The organism is Gordonia sp. GN26, from assembly GCF_054823965.1.
Genome location: NZ_JSYC01000076.1, coordinates 14,554 through 30,163, shown reverse-complemented (window position 1 = coordinate 30,163; position 15,610 = coordinate 14,554). Strand labels below are relative to the sequence as shown.

At 66.8% G+C, this 15,610-nt stretch carries 12 protein-coding genes; 8 read left to right on the top strand and 4 right to left on the bottom strand.

From position 1 onward, the window contains the following. The first annotated feature begins 58 nt into the window (after positions 1 to 58). The gene (locus OK17_RS16085) at positions 59 to 799 is read left to right on the top strand and encodes a FadR/GntR family transcriptional regulator (protein ID WP_006360566.1); all 741 of its coding nucleotides are present in this window, start codon (positions 59 to 61) and stop codon (positions 797 to 799) included. Here the strand turns inward: OK17_RS16085 and OK17_RS16080 are convergent. The 3 genes from OK17_RS16080 to OK17_RS16070 form a co-directional block, all read right to left on the bottom strand. Continuing rightward, positions 783 to 1,997 carry an amidase gene (locus OK17_RS16080; protein ID WP_461418054.1) on the bottom strand — a complete coding sequence of 405 codons (1,215 nt, stop codon included), beginning with the start codon at positions 1,995 to 1,997 and terminating at the stop codon, positions 783 to 785. The genes OK17_RS16085 and OK17_RS16080 overlap by 17 nt on opposite strands. Positions 1,998 to 2,086: 89 nt before the next feature. Further along, a complete protein-coding gene (locus OK17_RS16075) occupies positions 2,087 to 3,907 on the bottom strand; it encodes a hydantoinase B/oxoprolinase family protein (RefSeq protein ID WP_461418051.1) in 1,821 nt (606 codons plus the stop codon). 1 nt (position 3,908) lies between these two features. Beyond that, positions 3,909 to 5,987: a hydantoinase/oxoprolinase family protein gene (locus OK17_RS16070; RefSeq protein ID WP_006868424.1), complete on the bottom strand. Its 2,079-nt coding sequence runs from the start codon at positions 5,985 to 5,987 to the stop codon at positions 3,909 to 3,911. A gap of 255 nt (positions 5,988 to 6,242) precedes the next feature. Between OK17_RS16070 and OK17_RS16065 the strand changes: the two genes are divergently transcribed. From OK17_RS16065 to OK17_RS16040, 6 genes are all read left to right on the top strand, one after another. Then, the gene (locus OK17_RS16065) at positions 6,243 to 6,821 is read left to right on the top strand and encodes a MaoC family dehydratase (RefSeq protein ID WP_461418050.1); all 579 of its coding nucleotides are present in this window, start codon (positions 6,243 to 6,245) and stop codon (positions 6,819 to 6,821) included. After that, positions 6,818 to 8,029: a CaiB/BaiF CoA transferase family protein gene (locus OK17_RS16060; protein ID WP_461418049.1), complete on the top strand. Its 1,212-nt coding sequence runs from the start codon at positions 6,818 to 6,820 to the stop codon at positions 8,027 to 8,029. The genes OK17_RS16065 and OK17_RS16060 overlap by 4 nt, the downstream gene beginning before the upstream one ends. Continuing rightward, on the top strand, positions 8,026 to 9,405 hold the full coding sequence (locus OK17_RS16055; RefSeq protein WP_461418048.1) for an MmgE/PrpD family protein: 1,380 nt from the start codon (positions 8,026 to 8,028) through the stop codon (positions 9,403 to 9,405). The genes OK17_RS16060 and OK17_RS16055 overlap by 4 nt, the downstream gene beginning before the upstream one ends. 84 nt (positions 9,406 to 9,489) lie before the next feature. After that, complete coding sequence (locus OK17_RS16050; RefSeq protein ID WP_461418047.1) at positions 9,490 to 10,653, top strand: acyl-CoA dehydrogenase family protein; 1,164 nt, start codon at positions 9,490 to 9,492, stop codon at positions 10,651 to 10,653. Further along, on the top strand, positions 10,650 to 11,501 hold the full coding sequence (locus OK17_RS16045; RefSeq protein ID WP_461418046.1) for an HpcH/HpaI aldolase/citrate lyase family protein: 852 nt from the start codon (positions 10,650 to 10,652) through the stop codon (positions 11,499 to 11,501). Before OK17_RS16050 ends, OK17_RS16045 begins: the two co-directional genes overlap by 4 nt. A 106-nt stretch (positions 11,502 to 11,607) precedes the next feature. Beyond that, on the top strand, positions 11,608 to 13,176 hold the full coding sequence (locus OK17_RS16040; RefSeq protein ID WP_461418045.1) for a hypothetical protein: 1,569 nt from the start codon (positions 11,608 to 11,610) through the stop codon (positions 13,174 to 13,176). 34 nt (positions 13,177 to 13,210) lie between these two features. On the opposite strand, the gene OK17_RS16035 is transcribed toward OK17_RS16040, so the two are convergent. Next, on the bottom strand, positions 13,211 to 14,386 hold the full coding sequence (locus OK17_RS16035; RefSeq protein ID WP_461418044.1) for a polysaccharide deacetylase family protein: 1,176 nt from the start codon (positions 14,384 to 14,386) through the stop codon (positions 13,211 to 13,213). A 205-nt stretch (positions 14,387 to 14,591) separates the two neighbouring features. On the opposite strand from OK17_RS16035, the gene OK17_RS16030 reads away from it, so the two are divergent. Beyond that, positions 14,592 to 15,479: a prolyl oligopeptidase family serine peptidase gene (locus OK17_RS16030; protein ID WP_269785170.1), complete on the top strand. Its 888-nt coding sequence runs from the start codon at positions 14,592 to 14,594 to the stop codon at positions 15,477 to 15,479. The last annotated feature ends 131 nt before the right edge of the window (positions 15,480 to 15,610 follow it).

Here is a 15,610-nt window from a genome sequence, read left to right as displayed (position 1 = left end):
GCGTCGGCTCACTCTGATCTGGTAGTTTGGGACAAACCCATGAAGATCGGATCATGTTGTGACAGAAGCGAATCAGTCCGGGAGCAACAAGTCCGGACGACGCCCGGCGTACGAGATCGTGGCCGACGCGCTTCGGGTACGGATCCTCGCCGGTGAGCTGACTCCCGGTACTCGTCTGCCCCCGGACGCCGAACTCCGCGCCGAGTTCGGCGTCGGTCAGAGCACGGTCCGGGAGGCCATCAGGACGCTCGCCAGCGAGAACCTCGTCAACACGACCCGTGGGGTGACCGGGGGAACGTTTGTCGCGACACCCGACATCGGTCAGTTGAGTGCGAACCTCGAAGCGGGAGTCACGCTGCTCGCCGCAGCCGAAGGGGTGACCGTCGATCAGCTCATGGAGGTCCGGCAGCTCACCGAGGTGCCCGCCGCCGGAGTCGCCGCCTATCGTCACTCAGACGCCCATCTGGAAGAGCTGCGCGCCACCATCTTCGACCTGTCGGAGGGTGTCGGTCCGGAGGTCTACGCCAACAACCAGGAGTTTCACCGCATCCTGCTGCGGGCGGCGGACAACCCTCTCCTCGACCTCATCACCGTCCCGGTGTTCCGCGTCATCGGCACCCGCTTCAGCCGCGACGTCGCGCCGGAAGGGTTCTGGCGGTGCGTCGACGAAGACCACCGTGCGATCCTCGAGGCGGTCGAGCGCCGGGACTCGATGACGGCGATGACGCTCATGCGCCGGCATCTCGACCACCTCGGCGACGTCTACAAGCAGATGGACCTGCTCAGACGTCAGAACTGACGCGCACGGGCGGGAGCCGGAGATGCCAGTCGCTGTGCTCCTGCACCTGCTCGGCCAGCGCGAGAACAGTCCCCTCGCGCAGACGCGCCGCCGTCAACTGTGCGCCGATGGGCATACCGGACGGATGCACGCCGACCGGCAGTGCCAGTGTCGGACCGTCGTGCAGCGACCACGGATAGGTCAGCTGCCCCATCCGGCGCGCCTGGGTCACCACGGCTTCACCGACACCGAGCCGCGGCACATCCACCGGCATCGCCGGGGTGAGCACGACGTCGATCTCTCCGAACAGGTCGGTCATCGCCGCCCGGAACAGGTCTCGCTGCCGCAGTGCAGCTGCTCGCTGCTCGTCGGAGATGGTCAATCCCAGGGCGATTCGTTCGCGGGTGGCCTGCTGGAACCGGGTCGGTTCATCGCGCAGTCGTTCGGCGTGCGTCCGCGCCAGATCCGAATAGATCAGTGTGTAGACCACATCCTGTGCTGACTCGCTGTGCGGCACAGGGTGTTCCACGACCCGGTGCCCCAACCGTCGGAGCAGCTCGACGGTACTGTCGACGGCGTCGACGATGGCCGGGTCGACGTCGGCGGTCACGAACGGCCGTGGGACAGCGACCCTCAGGGAGTCGGCACCCACACCTGCCATGTCCGAGCCGGTGAGCACCGCGAACGTCTCACGTACCTGTCGGGCCGTCCGCGCGAGCGGCCCAACGGTGTCGAAATCCGCACTGACCGGAAAGATTCCGGACATGTCCAGGATTCCGGTCGACGGTCGGAGACCGGTGACCCCGCAGCAGGCCGCGGGGAGTCTGATGGAACCGCCGGTGTCGGTGCCGAGTGCCACGTCGACGACACCGGCTGCCACCGCGACGCCGGAACCACCACTGGAACCGCCGGGTACCCGGTCGGCGTCCCAGGGGTTCACCGGACCGCCCGACGCCGAGTTCTGGCTCGTGACACCCACGGCGAATTCGGCGAGGTTCAGCGTGGAGGTGATGGTTGCCCCGGCGCGCTTGAGTGCCGCGACGCAGGTGGCATCCCGATCGGCCACCCGATCGGCGAAATATGCCGACCCGCAGGTCGACCGCACGCCCGCGACCTCGATGTTGTCCTTGACCCCGATCCGGACACCGTTCAGTGGGCCCTGCGCACCACTCGGATCGACACCGAGCCCGACGGGGACCCACGAGATGACCGTGTTCAGGCGGTCGGCGACGGCAACCACGTCGTCAGAGGGTGTCCGAGACGTGCCGAAGGGGCCGGCGGTCTGGCCGGCCCCTTCGAACGGACTGGTCAGGATGCCACCCGGGATCCGCGCAGCTGCTCGGTTGCCTCTGCGTCGACGGTCCAGGTGTCGGTGTTCACGACGACACCGTAGTCCTGGCGTGCTTCCTCGGCGGTGAGGTACTCGTCCCACACGTCGGACAGCACAGCGAACGGATCACGCAGGAACGGGTCGCCGAAACCGCCACCCGAGGGCATGCGGATCTCCAGCCGGTCACCGGCGTGGATGACCTCCTGGGTGACCTTGGAGAACAGCACCTCTTCCTCCGGCGTACCGGGGTTCCGGATGAACGATCCCGACGCGCCGTCGCCGCCACCGAGTGCGCCGGCCGGCGGATCGGTGCGGTTGTCGGCCTCCGAGCCCAGGAAGGTGTCGGTCTCCATGTACCAGGTGCGCACGCTTCCGATGCCGCCTCGCCACTGCCCGGGAGCCGGGGACTCGTCGCGGAGCTCGTAGCGTTCCGCGCGCATGGCGTGGTTGAGTTCGAGTTCCTCGATCGGGTTGTTGCGGGTGTTGGCCATCAGGGCGTCGACGGCGTCCATGCCGTCCTTGCCGTTACGTGCGCCATAGGAACCCTCGTTGATCTCGATGTACACCCAGTACGATTCGCCGTCCTCGGCGAGACCGGAGTAGGCGATAGCGCACAGCGCGGCCGACGACCCGGCGATCGCCCGTTCGGGCAGGACCGGTGCAAGGGCCAGGTTGATCGAGTCGAAGATGCGGTTGACCTGGGAGAACCGCGCGAAGCACGACGCCGGGAAATCCGGGTTGAAGATCGTGCCCTCGGGTGCGTACGCCCGCACCGGACGGAAACACCCGTCGTTCTGCGGTACGAACTCCTCGGTGAGGTGCTCGTCGAGCAGGATGGTGCGGATGGCGCTGACGGCCACCGGGAGGACGGAACCCTCGAAGGGCACGTTGAACGCCGTGGGCACCTGGTCGTTGGAACCGGTGAGGTCGATCAGCACGTCCTCGTCCTCGACCTGCACGCGCACCGCGACCTTCAACGGCACACCGCGGTTCTTGCCGTCGTCGTCGAGGTAGCCGATGGGTGCCTCGTAGCTCCCGTTCGGGATCGCCCGGATGCGGCTGCGCAGCATCTCCTCCGAGTAGTCCATCCACCGGTCCGCGGCGCTCATCACGACGTCGAGGCCGTACTTCTCGAGCAGTTCGATGAAGCGCTTCTCGCCGATACGCGAGCAGGCGATGAGGGCTTCGAGATCGCCGCGGTTCTGTTCCGGGGTGCGCACGTTGTCCAGGATGTGCTGGATCAGCATGTCGTTGCGGACGCCGCCGTCGTAGATCTTCATCGAATCCATCAGCTTGCCCTCGGCCCAGACGTCGACGACGTCCATGCACAAGCCGGGGAAGTTGCCGCCGATGTCGGAGACGTGACCGGTGCAGCCGGCGAACCCGATGTGCTCGCCCTCCCAGAAGATCGGGATGATCACGCCGTAGTCGGGGGAATGGGCCGCACCGTGGTACGGGTGGTTGTGCAGGATCACGTCACCCGGCTTGTAGGTGCCCGCAAGACGCCGGTTCACGCCGCGGATGTACGCGGGAATCGAACCGCAGTGCATCGGCGTCGAATCCGATTCGCACAGTTCGCGACCGTTGACGTCGAAGATGCCGGCGCCGAGGTCCTCGGATTCGCGGATCAGGCTCGAGTAGGCCATGCGGTAGAGGACCTGCGCCATCTCCTTGGCCATCGAGTTGAGGGCGCCGCCGATGACGCGCAGGGTGATCGGGTCCACCTCGACGGTGTCCCAGGTCCGATTCGCCTCGGCCGCAAGGGAGACGCCGTCCGTGGGCATCAGGGTCTTCGCCATGTCAGGCGCTCCTCTCGATGATGATGTGACCGACGGCGTCGACCGTGGCCTTCTGCCCGATGCCGACGATCGTCGTCGAATCGAACTGCTGAACGATCGCCGGACCTTCGAACGTGTTGCCCGCCTTGAACAATGCGCGGTCGTAGATCGGGGTGTCGACCCACTCGGGATCGGCGGAGTCGTTCTTCCAGAACAGCGCCTGGGTGGTGGTCTTGATCGCTCCCGACGCGTCGGCGTCGCCCTTCTCGATCTCCGAGATGCGGATGTGCTCGACCGCGCCGACACCGGTCACCCGGATGTTGACCAGCTGCACCGGCTTGTCGTCGAAGCGCTGGGAGTAGGTGCGACCGTGCACCTCGTGGAAGGTGGCCGCGGTCTGCTCGACCCATTCGGCAGTGATCTCGCCGGCGGGAGCAGGCACGCGCAGCTCGTAACCCTGTCCGACGTAACGGCAGTCGACGCTGCGCTCGAGGGTGATGTCCTCGTCGGCGATGCCGTCGGCGCGTAGCTGGGCGACGGCCTGGTCGGCGAGTCGGTCCATCTCGCGTCGAAGCAGTTCGAGATCGGGCTCGGCCGAGGAGGTCCAGACCGTGGTGGGGACCTCGTACCGCACGTCGGTGGTCAGCAGGCCGACCGCCGAGGTGATCCCGGGATGGCCGGGGACGATGACGCGGGGGATGCCCAGATGCTCGGCGATCTGCCATGCGTACAGCGGCCCGGCACCACCCTCGGCGACCAGCGAGAACTCACGCGGGTCGTAGCCCTTGCGCACCGAGTGCAGGGAGATGGCCTCGGTCATCGAGTGGGCGAGGATCTGGAAGATGCCCATCGCGGCATGTTCGAGATCGGCACCGAGTTTGTCGGCGATGTGGGTCTTGACCGCCTCGGTCGCCAGCTCGGGCTTCACCTCCATGGTTCCGGACAGGAAGCTGTCGGCTCCGAGCCATCCCATGACCACCATGGCGTCGGTGGAGGTGGGTTCGGTGCCGCCGCGGTTGTAGCAGGCGGGCCCCGGCATGGCACCGGCGCTGCGCGGCCCGACGCGGAACATGCCGCCCTCGTCGATGCTGGCGATCGATCCGCCGCCGGCGCCGATCGTGTCGACCTCGGCCATCGGGACCATCGCGTGATAGTCACCGATGCGGGTGTCGAGCAGGTGCTTCATCCGGAGCTTGCCGTCCGGTGCGACGCCGATGTCGGCCGACGTGCCGCCCACGTCGAGGGTGATGACGCTCGGGTAGCCCGAGGCCTTGCCGATGAAGCAGCCGCCGAGAAGTCCGGCGACGACACCGCTGGTCAGCAGCGATACCGGGACCTCGCTCGCGCTCCGCGACGTGACGAGACCGCCGGCCGAGGTCATCAGGTGGACGTCCTCGCCGACCTGTGCGGCCTTGGCCTTCCCGGCCAGGTTCTCGATGTAGCGGGAGGTCTTGGGGCCGACGAAGGCGTTGAGGGCGGTGGTGGAGAAGCGTTCGTACTCGCGGTACTGCGAGGCGACGTCACTCGAGAGGGAGACGAACACGCCGGGGTACTCCTCGGCGATGATCTCCCGGACCCGCTGCTCATGGGTGGGATTCCGGTAGGCGTGCAGGAACGCGACGGCGATCGCCTCGACCCCGCGTTCGCGGAGCAGCGCGACCTCACGCCGGACCGCGTCCTCGTCGAGCGGGGTCAGCACGTTGCCTGCGGCGTCCATGCGTTCCGGCACCGTGCGCCGGTTGCGGCGCGGCACCAGCTGCCACTTCTGCCAGGGCAGATCCTGGTAGTTGGAGTAGTTCAGCGGACGCTTCTTGCGCGCGATGTGCAGGAGATCGCGGAACCCGTCGGTGGTGATCATGCCGACGTCGCTGCCGTTGTGCTCGAGGACGATGTTGGTCGCCACGGTGGTCCCGTGGAAGAACATCTCGATGTCGGCGACGTCGATGCCTGCGCGCTGGGCGAGCACCTCGATCCCGTCCATCGTGCCGATCGAGGGATCGTGGTTGGTCGACGGCGTCTTGTGCACCGTCACCGTCCCGTCGTCGTCCCACAGGACCAGGTCGGTGAACGTGCCGCCCACATCCACGCCGATTCGTTTCATCGAAACTCGCTTCCTATTCCAAAGCCGTCACGCCGCCGCCGGATCGATGCGATCAGCCGGTGACAGAAGTGATCTGAGCCATAAGTCCGCTCGAGTGCATCTTGCAATACCTCCGATTGTTTCGGCAACCCTAGAGACGAAATTCGTCAAACATCCAGGAGCGGCGCGGCCTTGACGGTCAAAAGATCAGAGGTTTATGGTGGTCCGCGTCACGGCGCTACATCTTCGGGACGCCGCACCCCCTCAGGAGGACCATTGACCACCCATCCCGCCACGCTCGGACGTTTCTTCGAGGACTACGTCGTGGGCGACGTCTACCAGCACCCGATGGGCCGCACGATCACCGACACCGACAACGCGTGGATCACGTGCCTGACGATGAACACCAACCAGAACCACTTCAACGAACACCTCGCCCGGACGAATCCGATCACCGACGGCAAGGTGATCGTGAACTCGGGTCTGACCATCGCGCTGGTGCTCGGACTCTCGGTCATCGACATGAGCCAGAACGCGGTCGCGAACCTGCAGTTCACCGACGTCAGGCTCCAGCATCCCGTCTATGTCGGCGACACCATCTACGCCGAGAGCATCTGCACCGGTCTGCGGCAGTCGAAGTCGCGACCGTATGCCGGCATCGTGTCGATGACCACCCGTGGAGTGAACCAGGACGGCGATGTCGTCGTGTCCTGGAAGCGTTCGGTCATGGTGGCCACCCGCGAGAGCGGAATCGGGCAGAACTACTTCCCGGAGGTCAAGGGACCGTCCCTGACCGAACTGACAGCGCCCGAGTCCGATTCCACCGAGGCCGATTCCACCGAGGTCACGCGGTGAGGCCGCTCGAGGACGTCCGCATCATCGCGGTCGAGCAGTACGGTGCGGGGCCGTTCGGCAGCGTGCACCTCGCCGATCTCGGCGCCGACGTGATCAAGATCGAGGAGCCGAAGTCCGGCGGCGACGTCGGACGGTACGTCCCGCCCTACAACAAGGGCGAGGACTCACTGTTCTTCGAGACCTTCAACCGCAACAAGCGCAGCCTGTCGCTCGATCTCGGTACCCCGGGTGGGCGCAGGGTCTTCGAAGATCTCGTCCGAACCAGCGACGCGGTGTACTCGAACCTGCGCGGTGACGTGCCGGCGAAGATAAAGATCACCTACGACGACCTCAAACACCTCAATCCCGCGATCGTGTGCTGCAGCCTCACCGGGTTCGGCATGACCGGTCCGCGCGCGGAGCAGCCCGGGTACGACTACATCCTGCAGGGCCTGGCCGGATGGATGGACCTGACCGGTGATCCCGACGGACCTCCCACCAAATCCGGTCTCTCCCTTGTCGATTTCTGCGGTGGGTACGTCGCGGCACTCAGTCTGATGTCCGGCCTGCACGCCGCGCGCCGCGACGGTATCGGCGGTGACTGTGACGTGTCGCTCTACGACACCGCGATCTCGATGCTCACCTACCCGGCTGCCTGGCACCTCAACGCCGGATACCGGCCGGGACGCACCAAGAACTCGGCACACCCGTCTCTGGTGCCCTTCCAGGCCTTCGAAGCGTCCGACGGCTGGTTCGTCGTCGGCTGCGCCAAGGAGAAGTTCTGGGTGCGATTGGCCGAGACCATCGGGTTGCCCGAGCTGCTCGAGGACCCGCGGTTCACCGACTTCACCGCCCGTGGAGAGAACAAGGACGAACTGCTGCCCGTGCTGGAGAAGCGGTTCGCCGAGGCGACGGTCGAGCACTGGGTCTCGCTCCTGACCGAGGCCGGGGTTCCCACCGGCCCGATCAACGACGTCGAGCAGGCGCTGACCGAGGAACACACCCTGGCCCGCGGTCTGATCGCCAGCACAGAGCACGAGGTGTGGGGCGAGGTACGCCAGGTCACCTCGCCGGTCCGGTTCGGTGACGAACCGGCCGAGTATCGTCGGGCACCGCGCCGCAACGAGAATTTCGACGAGGTGATGGAACTGCTCGGTTACAGCACTGAGGACATCAAGGGCCTGGTCGACGACGGTGCGTTCGGAACGATCGGGCAGGCGACGCCATGACCGCCCGCCGACTCGCGGAGTGGGCCGCCGGCCTGAGAATCGAAGCGATCCCCGAGGAGACGCGTCGGGCCGCGCTTCGTCATCTGCTCGACGGCGTCGGGAATGCGATAGGTGCCCGGCGCCGCGATCAGGGCGGCCCCGGGCTGGCGGTGGCCCGCGGACTCGGCGGACCGGCACAGTCACACCCGCTCGGTGACTCCGAGGCCATCTCGGCTCCCGCCGCGGCCTTCGCCAACGGCGTGCTGATGCACGCCCTCGACTTCGACGACACCCACGCCGGTGCTCTCGTGCATCCCACGACGGTCGTCGCCCCGGCTGTCCTCGCGGTCGCCGAGGAGGTCGGAGCCTCAGGTGCGGAGGCCGTCACGGCTCTTGTCGCCGGGCTCGAAGTCGCCTGTCGTCTCGGTACCGCCGCACCGCACGGATTCCATGCCCGCGGCCTCCACGCGACCGCGGTCGTTGGCCCACTCGCGGGGGCCGTCGCCGCAGGACTGCTCTACGGCGAAGGGGCGGACCGTCTCACCGATGCGATCGGCATCGCCGCGTCGTCGTCGGGCGGCCTGCTGGAGTTCCTCGACACCGGCGCGAACACCAAGATCCTGCACCCGGGCAACGCAGGGTTCAGCGGCGTCCTCGCCGCACGTCTTGCCCGCGAAGGTGCGAGCGGACCCGAATCGGTGCTGGAGGGTCGGCGCGGGCTGTATCGCGCGCTCGCCGACCGCGACGTCGATCCCGCGGCGATCGTCGCGGAACTCGGAACCCGTTGGGAGAGCGCGCACATCGGGATCAAGCCGTACCCGAGCTGTCAGCTCATGCATGCCTCGCTCGACGCGGTTTCCCATGCGCTCGCCGACGCTGCGCGACAAGGAGTCGAGGTGACGACGTCGCAGATCACCTCCATCTCCGTCGACGTGCATCCCGACAGCGTCGACATCGTGTGTGGGCCGGGCACCGGTACCCGCAGCCCTCGAAGCGTCTACGACGCGAAGTTCGACCTGCCGTGGAGCGTGGCCGCTCTCGTCCACGATGGTGCGGTCACCGTCGACACCTACGGAGCCGAGTCGATCGCCCGTCCCGAGGTGGCGGCCGCCGCCGCACTCGTGGAGATCGTCCCCGTGCCCGATGATCGTCCGGCCGCCGACGCTGCCGGCCGGGCGGTCATCACCCTCGCCGACTCCACCCGGCTCGTCGGCGAGGTTGCCTGCAGCCGAGGAACTTCCGGCCGGCCGATGGACGATGCCGCGGTGACGGAGAAGTTCCGGGGCAACGCCGGTGCCGGCGACGCGGTGGACGCCCTGGTCGAGGCCGTCCTCGGCCTGGCCGGCGCCCCGTCCGTCAAGTCGATCACCTCGCTCGCTGTGACCGTCGTCGGCTGACCGTCGACGTACACATCGTCATCACCGATCACCGGTCCGAAGAGTGCCCTGGCGATCGGACCCAGCCAAGACAAGGATCAGCCAATGGATTTCAGCTTCACCGAAGAACAGCGCGACTTCCGGGCGGCGCTCCGGCAGTTGGTCGACAAGGAGATCATCCCGGTCGCCAACGAATGGGAACGGACGGGCCGTTATCCCACCGAGATCGTCGCTCGACTGCGGGACATGGGCTTGTTCGGGATCACCACCCCCGAGGAGTACGGCGGGCTCGCGCTCGACATGGTCTCGTTCACCCTCGTCTACGAGGAGCTCGCGCGCGGTTGGATGGGGATCGCCGGCATCCTCGGCAGCCACAACCTGGCATGCTGGATGATCGCTCGGCACGGCACCGAGGAACAGAAACAGCAGTGGCTGCCCCGCTTGGCGAGCGGTGAATGCCGTACCGGCATCGGCCTGACCGAGCCAGGTGCAGGCACCGACCTGCAGGGCATCAAGACGACCGCCACGCGCGATGGCGACGACTATGTCATCCGCGGCACCAAGACCTGGATCACCAACGCCCGCCACGCCAATGTGCTGCCGGTACTGGTCAAGACCGACCCGTCGACGACGCCCGCGCACAAGGGAATGAGCATCCTGCTCGTCGACACCACCACCCCCGGATTCGAGGTCCAGCGCGATCTGGGCAAGCTCGGTTACAAGGGCACCGAGTCCTGCGAGATCTTCCTCGACGAGGTGCGGGTGCCCGCATCGACGTTGCTCGGCGGGGTGGAGGGACGCGGCATGCAGCAGGCGTTGTCCGGGTTGGAGATCGGGCGGCTCAACATCGCCGGCCGCAGCGTCGGCATCGCGCAGGCGTCGTACGACGCGGCCCTCGACTATTCACGCCAGCGCACCGCCTTCGGCAAGCCGATCTCCGACTTCCAGGCGATCCAGCTCAAGCTCGCCGACATCGCCACCCAGTTGCAGGCCGCCCGGCTGATGACGTATTGGGCCGCCGCCAAGGCGGATTCGGGTGCACGCGTCGACGGTGAAGCCGGCATGGCCAAGTACTTCGCGTCGGAGACGGCGATCACCGCGAGTCTCGAGGCGATGCGCATCCACGGTGGATACGGCTACTCGACCGAGTTCAACGTCGAACGCTATTACCGGGATGCCCCGCTGATGTCGATCGGTGAAGGGACGAACGACATCATGAGGACGGTCATCGCCAAGGCCCTCGTCAACGGCAGCGTCACCGTCGGATGACCGCGGGTTCGGCGAGCAGCGAGCTGATCTATCTCTACGTTCCCGGTGACCGGCCGGAGCGATTCGACAAGGCAACCGCCTCGGGAGCCGACGCCGTCGTGTTGGATCTCGAGGACGCGGTTCCCGTCGCGGAGAAGGACGCCGCACGCATCGCGGTGGGGTCCTGGCTCGCAGACCGCGACCCCGCGGTGCCGGTGTGGGTCCGGGTCAATCCCGGGTCCGAGTTGATCGATGACCTCGCCATGGCGGTCCAGGCCGGTGCGGACGGGATCTGGTTGCCCAAATGCGAGGACGTCGCGACTCTCGAACGCGTCGATCAATTGTTGGCCGACCTCGAAGAACAGTCGGACCGCCCACGGACCCCCGTATCGCCGTTGATCGAAAGCGGCGCCGGGCTGTGCAACGCGGCGGCGATCGCTGCCGGACCACGGGTGGAGTTCCTCCAGATCGGCGAGGTCGACCTTGCCGCAGATCTCGGAGTGACAGCGGTTGTCGGGAACGAACTTCTCTGGGCGCGTTCGCAAGTGGTCGCTGCCTCGGCCGCGGCTCGCATCCGGCCTCCGCTCGGGGCCTCGTCGCCGGTGATCGACGAACCCGAATCGTTTCGAATGGAGACCAGACAGCTGACCGGACTCGGGTTCCTCGGTCGCGCATGTATCCACCCGCGTCAGATCGAACCGGCTCGCGCGGGGATGGCACCGACCGACGCCGAGATCGCCTCGGCGCAGGATGTACTCGCAGCGTTCGACGTTGCGGGTGGTGCCGCAGCCACCGACAGCGCCGGGCGGCTCATCGACGAGGCGGTCGCGCGGATCGCACGCCGAACGCTCGCCCGTCGAGCCTGCTGACCGAACTCTCGTACGGCTGGGCAAATCCGTGACATCTTGATCGTCTGGTCAGCCGATATCGGGCGGAAGAGGTCGTTGAGCCCGATTTGTCCGCTACTGTTTTGCAATGCTCAATACCGGGTCTCGTTCTCGCTGGTCAGTCCGTTTTTCGGCTGCGGGTCTCGCCGCCGCAGCAGCTGCAGCATTCCTCACTGCGGGAGCGGACACCGCCGGTGCCGCACCCGTCGTGAACCCGAAGGCCGGCAAGGTCGTCGCGCACTCCGGCTTCGACGTCAAGCGGGACGGTTTCTCGTTCGAGAACTGGGGACCGAACGACGCGCTGCATCGGCGCGGCCTCACCACCGAGGGCATGCGCGCGGTCTTCGGCGACGAGGTGTGCGCCCGGATCGTGCTCGGCATCTGTTCGCCGACCACCGTCGCCGAACTCGTGATGGCGGAATTCAACGCGTCGATGAGGGGCGGTCATTGCTACGGCATGGCGGCGCTGGCCGGCCTGTACAACACGAAGCGGCTGAGCCAGTTCCCGCTGGCGCTGCCAGGACAGAGCGTCTACAGCATGCCGGCGTCGGGGCCGCTCGACGAACTGATCGCCCGGTTGTTCATCACCCAGGGCTTCCCGCCCACGGACCTCGCGGCCTCCGCGGTCACAGCGCCGCAGGCCTTGTCGAAGCTGCGCACCGCGTGGGCGCGCGACGACAACTACATCCTCGCCATCTTCGACAGCGAGGAGCCGACGGCCGGGCATGCGATCACCCCCGTCGCCCTACGCGATCTCGGCGGCGGAAAACATGGAATCGTGGTGTATGACAACAACTTCCCAGGTGTCGAGAAGATGGTGGTGGTCGATCCCGCCGCGGACACCTGGTACTACTCGACGGCGACCAACCCGTCGGAGCCGACCATGCTGTACCAGGGCTCGCCGACGAACAAGATGGTGCTCGTCCCGCTGGCCGAGGCGCTGGCGCGTCACCAGGATCCGGACCTGCGCTCCGATGACACCGTTGTCCTGGTCAGCGACACCAACGGCACCGCGCGAGGTGTGGGCGACGTCGACTGGGACGTCCGGGTCACCGATCTGTCCGGCAAGCCGATTCCTGGTGTCGACCAGCAACTTCTGCTCAACAACGACAACACCGCACGATTCACCGTGCCGGCCGGCAAGCGGTTCCGCATCGTCGTCGACGGTGTCGAGGCAGGCCGGACCGCCGACATCAACACGACCGTCCTGAGCGCGGGTGGCGCGGTCGCGGTCGGTGATCTCGAGGTGCCGTCCGGTGCTGTCGCTGCCCTGGACATCGACCCGGCGCGTCATGCGGTACGGGTGACCTCGTCTGCTCCGACGTCCGCGGAGTTCGAAGTGGCGACCGAGGACTCGCTGCGGTCAGTGTCCACCGACACCTCCCAGCTCGTGATCGGGCCGGGGTCGTCGGTCTCCGTCGGTGCGACGCCGACCGGGGTGAGCGTGCACAGCGAGGGGCGTGCGCAGAAGTTCCAGGTCGCCGTCGAGCGCAGCGACACCTTCATCGACCGCAACGCGGTCACCAGCATGCCGATCACCCTGCGTCCGGGTGCGAAGGCCGACATCCCGGTCAGCATCTGGACCGGCTGGAACCCGTTGTCCGCCACGGTGCGCGCCGGCGGGTCGACGACGTCGGTGCCGCTGTCGATCAGGTGATCCCATCGTCGGGTGAGCTGGCGGGGGAAGAGTTCTAGCGATGTGCGTCGACGGCGACGGGGGCCATCGACCGCCACTTCTTCAAGACGGCGGGGTCCTGCAACTCCATCCAGGCGATGACGTCCTGATGGGTGGCGCAGATGACGTCCGGCCTGGTGCACGCGCGACGCATGAAGGCGGCGGTCGCCGGGTTGAAGGCGTTGGCGTTCCAGGTGTTCAGGTGATTGGCGATGACCAGGGGCGCACGGTTGCCCTCGTAGGCACGGCGCAGCATGTAGTCGTAAGTGCTCGTGACGACCTTGGCGATGCGCTTCCGGTCCGCGGGGCGGTCGGTCGCCTTGTTGACGCTGTACCAGAAGTTGTAGTCGAGCGCGGTCTGCCGTTGCTGGAGCGCCGGCGACCACACGTAGGGGACCGGGAACTCCCAGATGCCGTTGATCTTCGTCGGCCAGTAGACGCCCGGCCGCGACGCCGGCATCGAGGAGTCCCACATCATGTCGAAGGCGCGCAACGCGGGGAAGAGTGCCTTCATCGACCCCTCGAGACACTGTGTCCGAGTGCCTTTCACCGCCTCCGGGCCGAAAGCGAGATCGGGTCCGGTGCGGATTCCGTTGAGTTGACGCCACTGGGTCATGAGCCGGAAGAACTGCGCCAGTTCATGGCGCCATTCGGCACTGGTCCACGACTTCCCCGGATTCCTTGTGCCCGCGCAGAAATGGCCGACGAAATGGGTGGCCATCTCATGGCCGTTGTACCAGGTCCGGTTGAGATAGGTGATCTCCTCGATCACGTCCTCCTTGGATCCACCGAACGCGATCGCCGCCTCGCCGGGTTGGTAACCGGGACCGCGGTAGTGACGTCTCCTGGCGTCGGTGAGGAAGTAGAGCCCGGTCATCATCGCGGTGAATCTCGCGTCGGATTCGGCTGCGGTGCGCAAGAACAGATCCCAGTTCTCCGACACCCCGACCCCGTCGAACGAGAACAGGATGAACTGCGGCGGCTTCTCGCCCGGTGCGAGCCGCTTCATCGGGACATTCGACGCCAGGCGCGTCGGTGGTGGGGGCGGAGCCGGCGACAACGTGGTGCTGACGCTCGGTATCGGCTGAGGGACGGCCGAATTCGCCGAAGTGGCGCAACCGGCGATCAAAACGGAAAGAACGGAGATGACGATCGGCACCGTGGCCGTTCGCTTTCCGCGTCGGATCCCCAATTGAATACCCCACCTTTACTGTCGCTTTACTCTATTCGGCAGAATGCGTAGTGGCCTCGTGGCCAGAAAGGCAGGCACAGAATTGTTGCCTTCGTTGACCTCGGCAGTGCGCGGGCGATCCCGCTGGTCGCCTGTCCCACTTCGCTTTCTGGGTATCGCCCTCGCCGCAGGCCTGGGATTGTCGGCGTGTACTGCCGACGACCCGTTGGCCTCGGGGCCGGTGGACACCCGGACGTCGGCCACGACCGAGGAGCCCGAATACCTCGACGAGGTCACCATCCATCGTTTCGAGTACCCGACGCCCGGCGATGCCGACAGCGAACAGAACTGGGCTGAGTTGTACCTCCCGGCGGGGGAGCAGCGGGTCGACTCGATCCCGCTCGTCGTCCTGATCCACGGCGGTGCCTGGCAGAGCGCGTTGGGCGCGGACATCTTCGAGCCGCTCGCGCGTGATCTCGCCGAACGCGGCATGGCGGTCTACAACGTCGAGTACCGACGGGTGGGCTCCGGCGGCGGCTGGCCGACGACGTTCCGCGACGTCGCGAGCGCCCTCGACCATGTCGCAGTGGTGGACAAGCAGTTCCCGCAGATCACCACCGACGACGAACTGGTCGTCGGGCACAGTGCCGGCGCCCAGCTCGCCGTGTGGGGCGGGACCCGGCACAAGCTCGATGACGACGAGGTCGGTGCGCGGCCCGTGTTCCGACCCACGCGCGTGGTGTCGCTCGCCGGGCCTCTCGACATGGTCTATGCCGCAACGCATGGCGACGACCGGATCGTCACCGCCCTGGGTGGCACCCCGCGTCAGGTCCCGGAGCGATACGCGATGGTCGACCCCATCCAGAACATCGATCCCACGACCCCGGTGGTCGCCGTGCACAACACCGGCGACCGCATGGTCTCCTCGGCCAACTCGAGCCGATACGTCGACGCCGTCGTCAAGCAGGGGGGCGAGGCCACCGCGGTGCTCCTCCCGGGCGGCAACCACGGCTCGGTGGTGACCTCGACCGCGCCCGAATACCCCAGGGTCCTCGACATCATCACCGGCGCATCGTCGGCAGACCTGGACGACGTCGATGAGGTGACCGGCTAGGCCCGCACGTTTCGCTCACTCGTTCCGTTCCCGCTCACCGACAACTGGTGAGCGGTAGCGGAAATGGTGAGCGCGGAGTCCTGCCTTCCGCGCGGGTCTGGTAGGTCTTTAACCAGACTCACCGATCGAAG